Genomic DNA, 17,297 nt, shown 5'->3' with positions numbered 1-17,297 from the left:
GGAAACCCCAGTTTGAATTTCTGACTAGCCGTTGCTGTTTCATCATCCACGGCTGGCAAAGATAAGGACAAAGGCGTCCTGAGTGTAGACCACGGTCTGCATTCAGGACGCCTTTTTTGTTTTGTATTTTCCGAACCCCTTTTTCGAATCAAATCTCAAGGAGCCGACATGAGCAGTTCTGACAAAAAAAATGTATCCCCCACCGAGGCAACGCCGGTTGACCAGGTGAACCAGCAACGCCGCCATTTCTTTATGAATACGCTGGCAGGCGCGTTTGGTGCTGCCGCCATGATGAACATGGTGCCTTCCGCCATCCGTAGCCAGGCTTGGGCGGCAGGCTCGGATGCGCCAGAAATCACCGAAGTGAAAGTGGGCTTTATCCCGCTGACGGACTGTGCGCCGATTATTGTCGCCGCGCAAATGGGCTTTGATAAAAAATATGGCATCAAGATTGTGCCGTCTAAAGAAGCTTCGTGGGCAGGCGTACGTGACAAGCTGGTCAATGGTGAATTGCATGCTGCACATGTGTTGTATGGCCTGATCTACGGCGTACAAATGGGCATCGGCGGCCAGCAAAAAGACATGAACGTGCTGATGACGCTGAACAACAACGGCCAGGGCATCACGCTGGCTAACCAGCTTAAGGAAAAAGGCGTCACCAGTGGTGCCACGCTGAAACGTTTGCTGGATAACGAAAACCGCGACTTTACCTTCGCCCAGACCTTCCCCACCGGCACGCACGCCATGTGGTTGTACTACTGGCTGGCGACCTATGGCATCAATCCAATGCAGGACGTGAAAACCATCGTCGTACCGCCGCCACAAATGGTCGCCAACATGCGGATTGGCAATATGGATGGCTACTGCGTGGGCGAACCCTGGAACGCACGTGCCATTTACGACAAGATCGGCTACACCGTCGCCACCTCACAAGATATCTGGGTAGACCACCCGGAAAAAGTGTTGGGCACCACCGCTGACTTTATCGCCAAGAACCCGAATACCGCGCTGGCGTTAACCAAAGCCATCCTCGAAGCCTCACGCTATATTGATGCGACCAAAAACCGTGCCGAAGTGGCCAAGTTGATCGCAGGCAAAGCCTATGTCAATGCGCCAGAAGAAGTGATTGAAGGTCGCTTCCTCGGCCACTACGACAATGGTATCGGCAAAAAATGGGAAGACCCCAACTATATGAAGTTCTTCAATGATGGCAAGGTCAGTTTCCCTTACCTGTCAGACGGCATGTGGTTCCTGACCCAACACAAACGCTGGGGCTTGCTCAAGTCTGACCCGGATTACCTCGGCGTGGCGAAAAAGGTGAACCGCATTGATATTTATACCGAAGCCGCCAAATCTCTGGGCATTAGCGTGCCAACAGACGTGATGCGCAGCAGCAAGCTGATTGACGGCGTGGTCTGGGATGGTAAAGACCCTAAAGCTTATGCCAACAGCTTCAAGGTTAAAGCGTAATTCTTTCAAGGAGAGTCACCATGAGTGTCGTCAGCTTTAACAAGGAAAAAATCATGCAAAACAGTGAGCAGGCTGCCAAAGCAATGCCAGCCAAGCAAGCAAAACCGGTTGTCGCGGTGGTGAGCCCTCTCTCGGCCACCGCAACAGCAGCCACCCCGGCAAGCAAAAAAGCCGGGGCATGGGCGGCAATGGCCAAACGTGTCTTTGAAGGACTGTTACCGCCTGTGATTGGCTTGCTGATCTTTGGCGCCATCTGGTCTACCGTGGCCGCCCTGACTCAGGGCTTGCCAGGGCCGGTGCAGACCTGGCATTCGGCGGTGGAGCTGTTTAGCGACCCGTTTTATATCAACAACCCGAATGATATGGGTATCGGCTGGAACATCCTGAACTCGCTCAAACGCGTCGCCACCGGCTTTGCGCTGGCAGCGATTGTCGGCATCCCCATGGGGTTTATCATCGGCCGCTATGCCTTTATGTCAAAAATGGCGGCGCCGATTATCAGCCTGCTCAAGCCGGTCTCCCCACTGGCCTGGTTGCCGATCGGCCTGCTGGTATTCAAAGCGGCCAACCCGGCCGCGATCTGGGTGATTTTCATCACCGCGGTCTGGCCCATGATCATCAACACCGCCGTCGGTGTCAGCAAAGTACCGCAAGACTATATGAACGTGGCCAAGGTACTGAACCTGTCCGAGTGGAAGGTGATCACCAAAATCCTGCTGCCGTATGTGATGCCTTACATGATGACCGGTGTGCGTCTCTCCATCGGTGCTGCCTGGCTGGTGATTGTGGCGGCAGAAATGCTGACCGGCGGCGTGGGCATTGGCTTCTGGGTGTGGGATGAATGGAACAACCTGAACGTTGAGCACATCATCATCGCGATTTTCATTGTGGGCATTGTCGGCCTGTTGCTTGAGCAGTGTCTGGTCATGCTGGCCAAACGCTATAGCTACGAATAACCACGACACCTCATTGACTGGTAAAGGACTCTGATCATGACCACCGCTGTAAAACAAGACCGCTATGTGTTGATTGAAAACGTCAACATGATTTTCAACACCAAAAAAGGCAGTTTCCAGGCCTTAAAAGACATCAACCTGTCTATCCAGGAAGGTGAATTCATTTCCATCATCGGCCACTCCGGCTGCGGCAAATCGACCGTGCTCAACCTGATTGCCGGCTTGCTGCAACCGACAGACGGCTACCTGTTTTGTGCCGGACGCGAAATTGCCAAACCTGGCCCTGAACGCGCCGTGGTGTTCCAGAACCACTCCCTGCTGCCATGGCTGACCTGTTTTGAAAACGTCTATCTGGCGGTGGAACGCGTGTTTGCTGCCACCGAGAGTAAGCCGCAACTGGCAGAACGTACGCGCGCGGCACTGGAGCTGGTGGGCTTAAGCCACGCCATGGAAAAACGCCCGAATGAAATCTCTGGCGGCATGAAGCAGCGGGTAGGCATTGCCCGGGCACTCGCCATGGAGCCCAAGGTGTTACTGCTGGATGAACCGTTTGGTGCGCTGGATGCGCTGACCCGTGCTGGCCTGCAAGACGAACTGATGGCCATCATGGCACGTTCCGGGTGTACTGCCGTCATGGTGACACACGATGTAGATGAAGCCGTGCTGCTCTCGGACCGCATCGTCATGATGACCAACGGCCCGGCAGCCACCATCGGTGAAATCCTGGAGGTCGATTTACCCCGTCCACGCAAACGCCTGGAGCTGGTGGAAGACCCGGCTTACACGCATTTGCGCAGCGAAGTTTTGAAGTTTCTGTATGAGCGGCACGCCAAAAAAGCGGCCTAAGTGAAAGGCGCTGGCAGGCAGCCACCTGCCAGCGCCACTTGCTTATCAAAAGCAACCCTCATCCAAGCAAGGTTACCCCAATAGAGAAAAGGAGCAACACATGAACGCTAACCTACACCCCCGCTTGCGTCAAGTTTCCGCAGCCATCCTGCTGGCCGCACTTGGCTCACCGGCAATGGCCGAAGAAGAGGCCCTGCCTGAATATACCTTTATGGACGCCATTAAAACCGGTAAAAACATGAGCAGCTTCAGATTGCGTTATGAAAACGTCGATCAGGATGGCTTGCAGCCTGGGACCTATGCCAATGGCAGCCCGAATCCGACGGCAAACCAGAACCTGAAAGAAGCGCATGCATACACCTTGCGCAGCCTGATTGGCTGGCAAACCGCGCCTTACCACAACTGGAGTGTGGCCGGGCAGTTGATCAATGTAACCCAATTGAATAGCCAGTTTAATGACGGCACCAACAATGTATTGATCAACGGCGCATCCAACCAGAACAGCGGCATTCAGTATGCCAAAGTGGTAGACCCGGACTACACCGATATCAACCAGCTGTTTGTCGACTGGACCGGCATCAAAAACACCCGTGTACGTGCGGGCCGCCAACAAGTGAACCTGGATAATGTACGTTTTATTGGTGACATTGCCTTCCGCCAGGTCATGCAGGTGTTTGACGGTGTCTCGGTATTTAACAAGACCATCCCAGATACCGAAATTTATGCAGCCCACTTTAGCAAGGTGAACCAGATCACCACGGCAGCGCATCATGGTGCGCTGGAAGTTCTCAATGGCCGCTACCGTATTTCCCCGACCGAGTTTCTGGTCGGCTATGGCTATTTCTCAGACTTTGAAAACCTGGGCTTTGGTAATGCCTGGTTTGGTGCAGGGGCCTCTAACAACCCCAAAGGCACTAACAACCAGTTTGCCGACCAAAGCAACAAAATTATTGGCCTCCGCCTGGACGGCACCCACCCCTTCACCCCTAACTACCGCGCGCACTACACCGCTGAATACGCCAAACAGTCTGACTACAGCGGCGGTGACAGCCGCATTGATGCGCATTACTACAAGTTGGGCGGTGGCTTTGGCATTGATAACTTCAACCTGCGTGTAGACCAGGAATTACTCTCCAGCAACAACGGCAAATATGCCTTTCAGACCCCGTTTGGCACCAACCACTTGTTTCAAGGCTGGGTAGACAAGTTTCTGGTCACCCCACGCGATGGCATCAAGGATAGTTTTATCACGGCGACTTACCGTTACGGCGATTTTCTGTTTTTTGCCGACTACCACGTATATGACTCGGACAGAGACTTTTACACCGTGGGTAGTGGCACCAACCGCAATGGCAGCCGTTACGGTACAGAGTGGAACGCCGCCGTCACCTGGAATGTGGATAAAAACTGGATGACCAAACTCGAGTATGGCAAATACAGCGAGGATGATCATTACGCCACTGCGGCGAACACGACCAGCAATGCTGGCCGTATCCGTGATACCGAAAAACTGTGGCTGACCGCCATGTATACATTCTAAGCGGACGCCTCGTCTCAAACCTAAGGAGCCTCTCATGTCAGCAAGCAAAGTGTATTTAATCGGTGCCGGTCCTGGCGATCCTGAGCTCATCACGCTCAAGGCGGTCAAGGCCTTGCAGCTGGCAGAGGTGGTGCTGGTCGATGACCTGGTTAACCCGGAACTGCTCAAGCATTGCCCGCAGGCGCGTATTGTGCCGGTGGGCAAGCGCGGCGGTTGCAAGTCTACGCCACAGCATTTTATTCACCGCATGATGATCGCCCTGGCCGAACAAGGCCAAACCGTGGCCCGCCTGAAAGGCGGTGACCCGTTTGTATTTGGCCGTGGTGGCGAAGAAATGCTGGCACTGCGTGCCGCCAATATTGATTATGAAATTATTCCGGGCATGACCAGTGGCCTTGCCAGTTGCGCCAGCATGGAGGTACCGGTGACCCACCGCGCCTACAACCATGGCGTGACGCTGGTCACTGGCCATACCAAAGATGGCGGCCCCCTGCCCTGGCAAGCGCTGGTGGCCAGCCATACCACGCTGGTCATTTACATGGGCATGCAGCATCTGGCTGAAATCTGCCGTGAACTGATCGCTGCAGGCATGCCCACAGACATGCCCTGTATGGTGGTGGAGAACGGCACACGCGCCGAACAGCGTGGTCTGACCTCAACGCTGCAAGCCATGCCTTACCTGGCCCATCAGCAAAGTCTTAAAAGTCCGTCCATTATCGTGGTCGGCGAAGTGGTGAACTTAGCCAGAAACAGCCAACAGGAACAAGATTGGCAACAAAATCTGCAACACTGGCTCAGCATCGGCGATGCAGCATAAGCGCTGAAAGGAGTGATTCAATGATAAAACAGAAACTGGTGGTGGTCGGCAACGGCATGGCTGGCATGCGGACGGTGGAAGAACTGCTCAAGATCGCGCCGGACATGTACGACATTACCGTGTTTGGCGATGAGCCCTACCCAAACTATAACCGCATCATGTTGTCGCCCGTGCTGGCCAACGAGCAGACCATCGATGACATTATTCTCAATAGCCGCGAATGGTATGCCGAACACAACATTACCTTGCATACCAGCGCCCGCGTCAACAAGATAGACCGCAAGGCCCGCACCGTGACCGCCGACAACGGCCTCACGGTCGAATACGACCGCCTGTTGCTGGCAACCGGCTCCAAGCCGTTCATCTTGCCGATCCCTGGTGCAGACTTGCAAGGGGTGCTGGGCTACCGCGATATCAAAGACACCAACGACATGATCGCTGCGGCCAAAGTCTACAAGCATGCCGTCGTCATCGGCGGCGGCTTACTTGGGCTGGAGGCTGCCAATGGCCTCAAGGTACAAGGCATGGACGTGACCGTGGTGCACAAAAACGAATGGCTGCTGGAACGCCAGCTCGACAAAACCGCAGGCAAGATGCTGCAAAAATCCCTAGAAACGCGCGGGCTGCAGTTTTTGCTGCAAAAAGACACGGAGCAATTGATCGGCAAAGACGGCCGCGTGGTCGCCGTGCGCTTTAAAGATGGCCAGGAAGTGCCTGCAGACCTGGTGGTGATGGCGGTAGGCATCCGTCCCAACTATGCGCTGGCCGAATCGGCAGGCATTTATTGCAACCGCGGCATTGTGGTGAGCGACACCATGCAGACCTATGATCCGCGCATTTATGCCGTGGGCGAATGCGTCAACCACCGTGGCATTGCTTATGGCCTGGTGGCCCCCTTATTTGAAATGGCCAAAGTGTGCGCCACACATTTGGCCAACTTCGGCATTGGTGTATACAAAGGCTCGGTCACTTCGACAAAATTGAAGGTGACCGGCATAGATTTGTTTTCTGCCGGTGATTTTATGGGCAGTGACGATGCCGAAGAAATTTTGCTGCACGACGCGGTCGGCGGGGTATACAAAAAACTCGTGATCAAAGATGACACCATCATCGGTGCCGTGCTATATGGCGATACGACGGATGGGGCCTGGTATTTCCAGCTGCTGCGCGACAAAAAGCCGATCCACGAAATCCGGGATCACTTGATGTTCGGGCAGGATAGTCTGGGCAATACCGGCCACCAGGGTCAGGACAAGGTGTCTGCCATGACCGACGAAATGGAAGTCTGCGGCTGTAATGGCGTCTGTAAAGGCACCATTGTCAAAGCGATTCAGGCACAAGGCCTGTTCACGCTGGACGACGTCAAAAAACACACCAAAGCCGGCTCCAGTTGTGGCAGTTGCACTGGCCTGGTTGAGCAGATTCTGGCCTCGACGCTGGGCGGTGGCTATGCGCCGCCTTCGAGCAGCAAAGCAGTGTGTGGCTGCACCGACTTTAACCACGAAGAAGTGCGCGACGAAATCCGCAAACACAAATACCTGAGCATCCCGGCCGCCATGAAGGGCATGGGCTGGAAAACGCCGAATGGCTGCGCCACCTGCAGGCCGGCGTTGAATTATTACCTGATTTCCACCTGGCCGCATGAAGCCAAGGATGATCCGCAGTCACGCTTTATCAATGAGCGCGTGCATGCCAATATCCAGAAAGACGGCACTTACTCTGTGGTGCCACGTATGTACGGCGGTGTCACCTCGCCCGAGCAATTGCGCAAAATCGCCGATGTCGCCGACAAGTACAAGGTACCCATGGTGAAAGTCACCGGCGGTCAGCGCATCGACTTGCTGGGCGTGAAAAAAGAAGACCTGACCAGCATGTGGGCTGACCTCGATATGCCGTCCGGTTATGCTTACGGTAAATCGATCCGCACGGTCAAAACCTGTGTTGGCTCGGAGTTCTGCCGTTTTGGTACCCAAAACTCCACCCAACTGGGCATTGATATCGAAAAAGCCTTTGACCATATGTGGGCCCCGCACAAGGTGAAGTTTGCGGTCTCAGGCTGCCCGCGCAACTGTGCCGAATCCGGGATCAAGGACGTCGGCGTGATCGGCGTGGATTCTGGCTGGGAGATTTATGTCGGCGGCAACGGCGGCATCAAGACCGAAGTGGCGCAGTTTCTGTGTAAGGTGAAGACCGCTGAGGAAGTGATTGAATACTCGGGCGCGTTTATCCAGCTCTACCGCGAAGAAGCCCGTTACCTGGACCGCACCGTGCACTGGATCGAACGTGTCGGGCTGGATTATGTGAAAAAACGCATTCTTGAAGATGCTGAAGGCCGCAAAGCGGCATATGAGCGTCTGCTGTATGCGTTGCAAGGCGCGGTGGACCCGTGGGCAGAACGCGTCAACCAACGTGATGCCCACAAAGAGTTCGACACAATTACCGTGTAACGACAAATACTGTTTAAATGAAAAGTGGCGTGGCAGCATCCTGCTGGCACGCCCAGGAGAATTAAGATGCAAAAAAGTTTTTGGGAAGTGGGCCATAAACCCACCTTGTTTTCGGCCTTCTTTTATTTTGACCTAAGCTTTATGGTCTGGGTCATGCTGGGGCCACTGGCGGTGCAAATCGCCGCCGACCTGCAATTGAATCCAGCACAAAAAGGCCTGATGGTCGCCACCCCGGTACTCACAGGCGCGCTGCTGCGGATAGTCATGGGCGTATTGGTGGATCAGCTCAAGCCGAAAAAAGCCGGCCTGATTGGTCAGGTGATTGTGATTGCCGCGCTGCTGACAGCCTGGCTGCATGGCATCCATACCTATCAGCAAGCGCTGTTGCTAGGCATGTTTCTGGGCTTTGCCGGTGCTGCATTTGCAGTGGCCTTGCCACTGGCTTCGCGCTGGTATCCACCAGAGCACCAGGGTACGGCGCTGGGCATTGCCGGGGCAGGCAACTCGGGCACGGCCCTGGCGGCCTTGTTCGCCCCTGGCCTGGCCGTGGCCTTTGGCTGGAACAATGTATTTGGCCTGGCACTGATTCCACTGGTGCTGGCGTTGCTGGTCTATGTCACGATGGCCAAAGACGCCCCGGATACGCCTGCGCCAAAATCGCTGTCGCAATACCTGGCCGTGCTCAAAGATAAAGATGCCTGGTGGTTTATGTTTTTCTACAGCGTCACCTTTGGTGGTTTTGTGGGCATGGCGTCTTCATTGACTATTTACTTCCACGACCAGTATGGCCTGGATGCGGTGCACGCGGGTTATTTCACTGCAGCCTGTGTCTTTGCCGGCTCACTGGTGCGCCCCATTGGCGGTTGGTTGGCTGACCGCATCGGCGGTATCCGTTCACTGAGCACCATGTATGTGCTGGCAGCGGTATTCCTGTTTATCCTAAGTTTTGGCATGGCTAGCCAGTCACTAGGCTTGCTGGTAGTAGTGCTCGCCATGGCAGCACTTGGTATGGGCAACGGCGCGGTCTTCCAGCTGGTGCCCCAGCGTTTCCGCAAGGAAATCGGCGTCATGACCGGCTTGGTCGGCATGGCCGGGGGCGTTGGTGGCTTTTACCTGGCGTCCAGTTTAGGCTACTCTAAACAAGTGACGGGCAGTTATCAGGTCGGCCTGACCATTTTTGCCGGCTTGGCAATTCTGGCGCTGATCGGCCTCTCACGCGTAAAAAACCGCTGGCGCACCACCTGGGGCGCAGCCACAGTCACCAGCGCCAAAATTTAATGGCATCGGACAACCGCCCAGCATTGAAATGTTAGCGTCATCACGGACCCCTGCATGAAATTACGGATCAGCGTCGGCGAAAGCAGCCTCACCGGACCGCGGCCTCGTAACGAGGACTACGTAGGCCTGGTGACGCCTGCCGATGCGCAGCTGGAGATCAAGGGCGCCCTGCTGGCGGTGGCTGATGGCATCAGCGGGGGGGCTGGCGGGGCCGAAGCTGCCGAGATGACGATACGCACGGTGTCGGCAGATTATTACGCCACGCTCGATACCTGGACGATCCAGCATGCGCTGGACAAGGTGGTTCAGGCGGCTAACCGCTGGGTGCTGTCGCAGGCACGCAAACACAGCCAGATGGCCGGCATGGCGACCACGCTGTCCATGCTGGTGCTGCGCGGTCAGCGCTATGTGCTGGCGCATGTCGGCGACACCCGCATCTATCGCCTGCGCGAGCAGTCTCTGCAATGTCTGACCACCGACCATGTCTGGGACCGGCCAGATATGCGGCATGTACTCAAGCGTGCAGTCGGCCTCGATGACCAGTTGAGCGTGGATTATGCCGAAGGCCTGCTGCAAACCGGCGATGTGTATGCCATTATCAGTGATGGTGTGTGGGCCGCACTGGGCGAGGCCGAGCTGCACAAAATATTGATGCTTTACCATACACCGCAGTTGATGGCCGAACACCTGACCCGGCAAGCGCTGGAACAAGGCGGTCAGGATAATGCCTCTGCCGTGGTGGTGCGGATCGATCAGCTGGGACAAGACCACCTGACCGACATGCTGGCCGATGCCTTGAGCCTGCCGGTGCCGCCCAAGCTGGCGGTGGGCGACACCCTGGATGGCTTCACCGTCACCCGCGTGTTACATGATGCACGCATCAGTTTGTTATATCAGGTAAAAAATGCCGCCGGGCAATTATTTGTGCTGAAAACCCTGCAACCCGCCCGCGCGGAAGATAAGGCCAGTTGCGAAGCCCTGCTTAATGAAGAGTGGCTGGGCAAGCGCGTGGTGTCGCAATGTGTGCCGCAAATTTTGCCCCTCACGCGTGAACAGCGCACGCATTTGTATTATGTGATGACCTGGCATGAAGGGGCCACCTTGCAGCAACGGCTGGATGCCGGCCATCACTTCACCATCAATGGCGTGGCCAATATCGGCCAGGATCTGTTGCGTGGCTTGAGCATGCTGCACCGGCTCAATATTGTGCACCGCGATATCAAACCGGCCAATATTCACCTGGGTAGCGATACACGGTTGCGCATCCTCGACCTTGGCGTCGCGCTTAACACCACGCTGCCCATGCCCGAGCAGATGGAAAATCCCGGCACGCCCAGCTATATGGCGCCGGAATTGTTTGACGGCAAACTGGCCGACCGCCAGGCGGATATTTATGCCGCAGGCGTCACGCTGTATCACCTGCTGACACGCAAGTATCCCTATGGCGAAATCGAGCCGTTCCAGTCACCGCGCTTTGGTGAACCGGTGCGCCCCAGCCGCTACCGCCCCGAGATTCCGGCCTGGCTAGAAAACCTGATTCTGAAAGCGATTGCCCGCAAACCGGAACACCGCTTTGAAACCGCCGAAGAAATGCTGCTGGCGCTAGAGCATGGCGAACTCAGACCCATCGTCATCCCGCGCACGCCACTGATTGCCCGCGCGCGGCTGGTCAAATGGCAGTGGCTGGCCATCATTTCATTGTGCGTGAATGTGTTATTGATTTATTTGTTACTGGTCTCATAAGGCCAGTAACAAATTGGAAAAGAGGAAAAAAATGCGTTGGACGAAAATCTGCCCGCTAAACGACATCCCTGCCCTGGGCGCACGTGTGGTGCGTCATGGCGAGACCGACATTGGTGTGTTCCGCACTGAAGATGACCGCGTGTTTGCGCTCAACAACCGTTGCCCGCACAAAGGCGGCCCGCTGTCGCAAGGCCTGGTCTATGGTGACAAAGTCGCTTGCCCGCTGCATAGCTGGAAAATCAGCCTGGTCGATGGCCAGGCCGAAGCGCCCGATGTCGGCCAGACCGCCTGCTATGCAGTCAAGGTCGAAGATGGCATGGTCTATCTGCAATTAAACCCGTAATTTTCAGGCAACACGGACAGCTCCCTTATGTCGCAACAGCAACAACTCCAGACTGCAAACGATCTGCTCACCGCAGTACCGGTCTCCTTCCATCCGCAACGACGTGAAACCCGCAGCACCTGCTGCTATTGCGGTGTCGGCTGTGGCGTCATCATTACCACCGAGGGCCAGCAGATTGTCGATGTCAAAGGTGACCCCGAGCATCCGGCCAACTTTGGCCGCCTGTGCACCAAGGGTTCGACCCTGCACCTGACCGCCAAACTGGACGCACGCGCCCTCTACCCGGAACTGCGCCTGTCGCGTGACCTGCCGCGTACGCGCGTCAGCTGGAATACCGCGCTCGATCATGTGGTTGAGCGCTTTGCCGAGATTATCAACACCCATGGCCCGGATGCGGTGGCTTTTTATATCTCCGGCCAGTTGCTGACTGAAGATTATTATGTATTTAACAAGCTGGCCAAAGGCCTGATTGGCACCAACAACGTCGATACCAACTCGCGCCTGTGCATGAGTTCTGCCGTCGCCGGTTACAAGGCCACGCTGGGCGCCGATGCACCACCGGCCTGTTATGAGGATATCGACCATACGCAATGCCTGTTCATTGCCGGCTCCAATACCGCTTTTGCCCACCCGATTGTGTTCCGCCGCATTGAAGATGCCAAGGCGAACAACCCGGACATGAAAATTGTGGTGGTAGACCCGCGCCGCACCGATACCGCACAGCTGGCAGACTTGCACCTGGCGATCTTGCCCGGCACCGACGTGGCGCTGTTTAACGGCCTGTTGCATGTGATGCTGTGGGAAGGCTTGCTCGATATGGCTTATATCCGCAACCATACCGAAGGCTTTGAAGCGCTCAAGGAAACCGTGCGCGAATACACGCCCAAGATGGTAGCCGATATTTGTGGCGTGCCTGAGGCCGATATTATCCAGGCCGCCAAGTGGTTTGGTGCGGGCCCGACCTTGTCCATGTATTGCATGGGGCTGAACCAGTCCATCCATGGCACTGAAAAAAATGCCGCGCTGATCAACCTGCATCTGGCCACCGGTCAGATCGGCAAGCCCGGCGCAGGCCCATTCTCGCTGACCGGTCAACCCAACGCCATGGGTGGCCGCGAAGTCGGCGGGATGGCCAACCTGCTGTCGGGCCACCGCGACCTCGCCAATGCCGAACACCGTGCAGAAGTCGCGCGCTTGTGGGGCGTGCCCGACGTCCCGGCCACGCCGGGCAAAACCGCGGTAGAGATGTTTGAGGCGGTTAAAAGCGGCGAGATCAAGGCGATCTGGATTGCCTGCACCAACCCCGCCCACTCCATGCCAGACCTCAACAATGTGTTGGCCTCCCTGCAACAGGCTGAGCTGGTCGTGTTGCAAGATGCGTTTAACAATACCGACAGCAATGTCTATGCGGATGTATTTCTGCCTGCCTCGACCTGGGGCGAAAAAGAAGGCACGGTCACCAATTCGGAGCGCCGCATCACGCGCGTGCAGCCAGCCGCCCCCAAGCCGGGTGAAGCCCGTCATGACTGGGAGGCAGTGGTCGACTTTGCCCACCGTTTGGCACAAAAACTGGGTAAACCAGACACCCTGTTTAACTACCCGAATACCGAAACCATTTTTAACGAGCACCGTGAAAGCACGCGTGGCCGCGACCTTGATATCACTGGCTTGAGTTACCAGATTCTGGAAACCCGCGGGCCACAACAATGGCCGTTTAAATCGGGCGCCAGCCAGGGCGAAGCCCGCTTGTACACCGATGGCGTGTTCCAGAAACCGGGCGGTAAGGCGCATTTTGTCAGCGCGGTGTATAAACCAACCGCTGACAAGCCGGACGCGCGCCATCCCTTCCGCCTGCTCACCGGCCGCCTGCGCGACCAATGGCATGGCATGAGCCGCACCGGCACGCTGGCGCAGCTCTATAACCATGTCGAAGAGCCAGTGGTTTCCATGCATGCCGATGACATGCAACGTCGCCAGATCAGCGAGGGCGACATCGTTAAACTGAGTAACAAGCGCGGCGAGTTAATCATCAAGGTGCAGCAATCAGACGAAGTCAAACCGGCCGAGCTGTTTATCCCCATGCACTGGGGCAGCCAGTTTATGCACGGCTTGGGCGTGAATGTGTTGATGCCACCGGCTTTTGATAAAACCTCCAAGCAACCGGAACTCAAGCACACGGCGGTCAAGATCGAAAAGTTGAGCTTGCCCTGGCAAATGACGGTGATGCGCAGCTGCAACGACCTGCACTTGCTCGCCGACATCCGCGCGCTGTTGGTGGCCTTTGATTACGCCACCGTGGGACTGTATGGCCGTGGCAACGGCATGCTGATTCTGCGCGCGGCGCACCACGCTGCCCCAGATAGCCAACTGATCGCCCGGCTGGATCAGTTGCTTGGCATGGTAGAAGATGCGCCCATGCTACGGCTGGATGATGTCAAACGCGGCATCAGTAAACGCATTCTGGTCGAGCAAGGCCAAGTCAGCGCGGTGCGCCTGATTGGTGAAATGCTGGCCGCAGACTGGCTCAAGCAAGTCATGCTCGAAGGCCAGTTCACCGATGAATTGCGCAAATGGGCACTGGCGCCGCTGGCGGCGCCCCCCACTGGACAAAAATCACGCGGCAAGATCGTCTGTAACTGCCTGGATGTCTCAGAAAACGAGATTATCGAGACCTGTCAAATGGGAGCGGATTTACCGACGCTGCAAGCCAAGCTGAAATGTGGCACCAGTTGCGGCTCCTGCGTGCCGGAACTCAAGCGGCTGGTCAAACTGCATGGCAAAACCCATGCGGGATAAGGACATCACGCGCGCACCTGAATGCAGTTGATCGCCTGTCTGCACAGGATTGCGCCAAGGATGGTGCAATCCTGTGCACATGCCTCATTAGCGTGCACCAAACCAATGGCAGATGGATCGCACGGTGCCCGCAAGCTCAAACATACACGCAATATCGCAGATAAAACACATCAGGAACAATGACTTAGCATAAATCCTGATTCATCTGCGCCCCCATCCTGGCGGTTGGCATGCCAATTGCTTTTTTATCACAAAGTGGCGTTTTATCATGCCATTTTTAAATCAGAGATTTTCCATCGTCGGCAAATCTCATACTGGACAACGGCGTCCATAGCTTGTTTCGCAGGATTGCAATGTGCAATCGCGGCATAGGCTATGGACGCCGTTTTTGTTTTTAGGCTTTGAGTTTGGTAACGCAATGCACGCAACTGACATGAAAACATCGTGACACTGCCTGCTTGCATCTGATTAGGAATACAAGATGAATCAACACACACGCATCCTCGTCGTCGGCAACGGCATGGTGGGTCATTATTTTGTGCAAGCGCTGGTGAAACGCCACCCTGACCTGGCCGCGGCTAACCTGCAAGTCACCGTGCTGGGCGAAGAACCACGCCCGGCTTATGACCGCGTGCACCTCTCCAGTTTTTTCTCGGGCAGCACGGCGGAAGACCTGTCGCTGGTCGAGCCTGGGTTTTATGACCGGCCGGGCCTGACATTGCGCCTCAATGCACGCGTCAGCCAGATTGACCGCCACCAGCATACCGTTACACTGACAGACGACACGATCTTGGCCTACGACAAGCTGGTACTGGCGACAGGCTCTTATCCATTTGTCCCTGCTGTCACCGGGCGTGACCGTGAAAACTGTTTTGTCTACCGCACCATTGAAGATCTCGAAGCCATGACGGCAGCAGGCAAAACCGCCAAGAGCGGTGTCGTCGTTGGCGGTGGCCTACTGGGCCTGGAATGCGCCAAGGCATTGAAAGACATGGGCCTGGAAACCCATGTGGTTGAATTTGCGCCCCGTTTGATGGCGGTGCAAGTAGACGAAGCGGGCGGCAAAGTGCTGCGCAGCAAAATTGAGGAGCTGGGTGTACACGTGCACACCAGCCGCAATACCACGGCGATTGTCGATGGAGCGACTGCACGCCACCGCATGGTGTTTTTTGATGACACCTGGCTGGAAACCGACATGATCGTGTTCTCTGCCGGGATCCGTCCACGCGATGAACTGGCACGTGAATCCGGCCTGGCCATCGGCGCGCGTGGCGGTATCGCCATTGATGACTTTTCCCGCTCCAGTGACCACAATATTTACGCCATCGGCGAATGTGCCAGCTGGAACGACGAGATGTTCGGCCTGGTCGCCCCTGGCTATGACATGGCCCGTACTGCCTGCGCACACCTGCTGGGTGAAACATCGACCACTTTCCAGGGCGCAGATATGAGCACCAAGCTCAAACTGATGGGGGTGGACGTTGCCAGCGTGGGCGATGCCCATGGCAAAACCCATGGCTGCCGAAGCTACCAGTACACCGATGAGGTGCGCAATATATACAAAAAAATCGTCGTCAGCGAAGATGGCAAAAAACTGCTGGGCGCCGTGCTGATTGGCAATGCCGATGAATACGGCACGCTGCAACAGATGACCATCAACGAAATGCCGCTGCCGGAAAATCCTGAATTCCTGATTCTGCCAGCCAGTGATGGCAAGGAAAAACCTGGCCTGGGCGTGGATGCCCTGCCGGATACCGCGGTGCTGTGTTCTTGCAATAATGTCAGTAAGGGCGCGATTGGCGAAGCGGTGGCGGCTGGCAATTGCAGCATAGGCGCCATCAAGTCCTGCACCAAAGCCGGTACCGCCTGTGGTGGCTGCGTGCCGTTGGTGACGCAGGTGATGAAAGCACAGATGGTGAAACTGGGCATGACCGTCAACAATCACCTGTGCGAACACTTCCCCTACTCGCGCCAGGAGCTTTACCACCTGGTACGTGTGGGCCAGATCAAATCGTTTGATGAGTTACTGCATAAACACGGCCAGGGCCTGGGCTGCGATATCTGCAAACCCACCGCCGCCAGCATTCTGGCCTCATGCTGGAACGAATTTATCCTGAAAAAAGACCTGGCGTCCTTGCAGGATTCCAATGACTACTTCTTGGGCAACATCCAGAAAGACGGCAGCTACTCGGTGGTGCCACGCATGCCGGGCGGCGAAGTCACGCCTGATGGCCTGATCGCCATCGGCCAGATCGCGAAAAAATATGGCTTGTATACCAAGGTCACCGGCGGCGCACGCGTGGACATGTTTGGCGCCCGCGTGGAGCAATTACCCAATATCTGGGAAGAGTTGATTGCTGCCGGCTTTGAATCTGGTCATGCCTACGGCAAATCGTTACGTACCGTCAAAAGCTGTGTCGGCTCCACCTGGTGCCGGTATGGCGTGGATGACAGTGTCGGCCTGGCCGTGCAGCTGGAGAACCGTTACAAAGGCCTGCGCGCCCCACACAAAATCAAGTTTGGTGTCTCGGGCTGCACGCGTGAATGCGCCGAAGCGCAAGGCAAGGATGTGGGGTTGATTGCGACTGAAAATGGCTGGAACCTCTATGTGTGCGGCAATGGTGGCATGAAGCCACGCCATGCCGAGCTGCTTGCAAGCGACCTCAGCAAAGAAGACGCCATCCGCATGATAGACCGCTTCCTGATGTTCTATATCCGCACGGCTGACCGCCTGCAACGCACCAGCACCTGGCGTGATAACCTCGAAGGCGGCCTGGATTACCTCAAGCAAGTCGTGATTGAGGATTCGTTAGGGCTGGGCGCTGAACTGGAATCCCAAATGCAACACGTGGTAGACAACTATCAGGACGAGTGGAAAACCGCCGTTACTGACCCCGAAGTGCGCAAGCGCTTCCGCAGCTTCGTCAATAGTGTGGCAGGTGACGACAATATTGTCTTCGTCAATGAGCGCAACCAGATCCGCCCGGCCACGCCCGCAGAAAAACAGCAGACCGTACCTGCCGCCAAGGTCATCCCCATCCTGGCAGCAACAGAGTAATCA

General features: G+C 56.1%; 11 protein-coding genes. All 11 read left to right on the top strand.

The window, feature by feature from the left end; translation table 11 throughout:
* Window positions 1–168: 168 nt before the first annotated feature.
* Window positions 169–1,470: a CmpA/NrtA family ABC transporter substrate-binding protein gene (locus ACT53C_RS13915; protein WP_338656969.1), complete on the top strand. Its 1,302-nt coding sequence runs from the start codon at window positions 169–171 to the stop codon at window positions 1,468–1,470.
* A 20-nt stretch (window positions 1,471–1,490) separates the two neighbouring features.
* Window positions 1,491–2,426 carry a nitrate ABC transporter permease gene (ntrB, locus tag ACT53C_RS13910; protein ID WP_194747226.1) on the top strand — a complete coding sequence of 312 codons (936 nt, stop codon included), beginning with the start codon at window positions 1,491–1,493 and terminating at the stop codon, window positions 2,424–2,426.
* Window positions 2,427–2,462: 36 nt separating this feature from the next.
* Window positions 2,463–3,272 carry an ABC transporter ATP-binding protein gene (locus ACT53C_RS13905; protein WP_476146934.1) on the top strand — a complete coding sequence of 270 codons (810 nt, stop codon included), beginning with the start codon at window positions 2,463–2,465 and terminating at the stop codon, window positions 3,270–3,272.
* 100 nt (window positions 3,273–3,372) lie between these two features.
* The gene (locus ACT53C_RS13900; protein WP_476146933.1) at window positions 3,373–4,812 is read left to right on the top strand and encodes an alginate export family protein; all 1,440 of its coding nucleotides are present in this window, start codon (window positions 3,373–3,375) and stop codon (window positions 4,810–4,812) included.
* A gap of 34 nt (window positions 4,813–4,846) precedes the next feature.
* Complete coding sequence (gene cobA / locus ACT53C_RS13895; protein WP_476146931.1) at window positions 4,847–5,629, top strand: uroporphyrinogen-III C-methyltransferase; 783 nt, start codon at window positions 4,847–4,849, stop codon at window positions 5,627–5,629.
* A gap of 20 nt (window positions 5,630–5,649) precedes the next feature.
* A complete protein-coding gene (gene nirB / locus ACT53C_RS13890) occupies window positions 5,650–8,076 on the top strand; it encodes a nitrite reductase large subunit NirB (RefSeq protein WP_476146929.1) in 2,427 nt (808 codons plus the stop codon).
* Between the two features lie 66 nt (window positions 8,077–8,142).
* Complete coding sequence (locus tag ACT53C_RS13885; RefSeq protein WP_338657575.1) at window positions 8,143–9,354, top strand: nitrate/nitrite transporter; 1,212 nt, start codon at window positions 8,143–8,145, stop codon at window positions 9,352–9,354.
* A 54-nt stretch (window positions 9,355–9,408) separates the two neighbouring features.
* Window positions 9,409–11,097, top strand: a complete 1,689-nt coding sequence (locus ACT53C_RS13880; protein ID WP_476146926.1) for a bifunctional protein-serine/threonine kinase/phosphatase — start codon at window positions 9,409–9,411, stop codon at window positions 11,095–11,097.
* Window positions 11,098–11,128: 31 nt separating this feature from the next.
* Window positions 11,129–11,440: a nitrite reductase small subunit NirD gene (gene nirD, locus ACT53C_RS13875; RefSeq protein ID WP_194747233.1), complete on the top strand. Its 312-nt coding sequence runs from the start codon at window positions 11,129–11,131 to the stop codon at window positions 11,438–11,440.
* A gap of 27 nt (window positions 11,441–11,467) precedes the next feature.
* The gene (locus ACT53C_RS13870; protein ID WP_476146924.1) at window positions 11,468–14,236 is read left to right on the top strand and encodes a nitrate reductase; all 2,769 of its coding nucleotides are present in this window, start codon (window positions 11,468–11,470) and stop codon (window positions 14,234–14,236) included.
* Window positions 14,237–14,717: 481 nt separating this feature from the next.
* Entirely contained in the window at window positions 14,718–17,294 is a 2,577-nt protein-coding gene (nirB, locus tag ACT53C_RS13865; RefSeq protein WP_476146922.1) for a nitrite reductase large subunit NirB, read from the top strand.
* Window positions 17,295–17,297: the final 3 nt, after the last annotated feature.

The sequence above is a fragment of the Methylophilus sp. DMC14 genome, from assembly GCF_056314085.1.
Note: the sequence above shows the minus strand (reverse complement) of the source record. Positions and strands in the feature narration are given on the sequence as shown.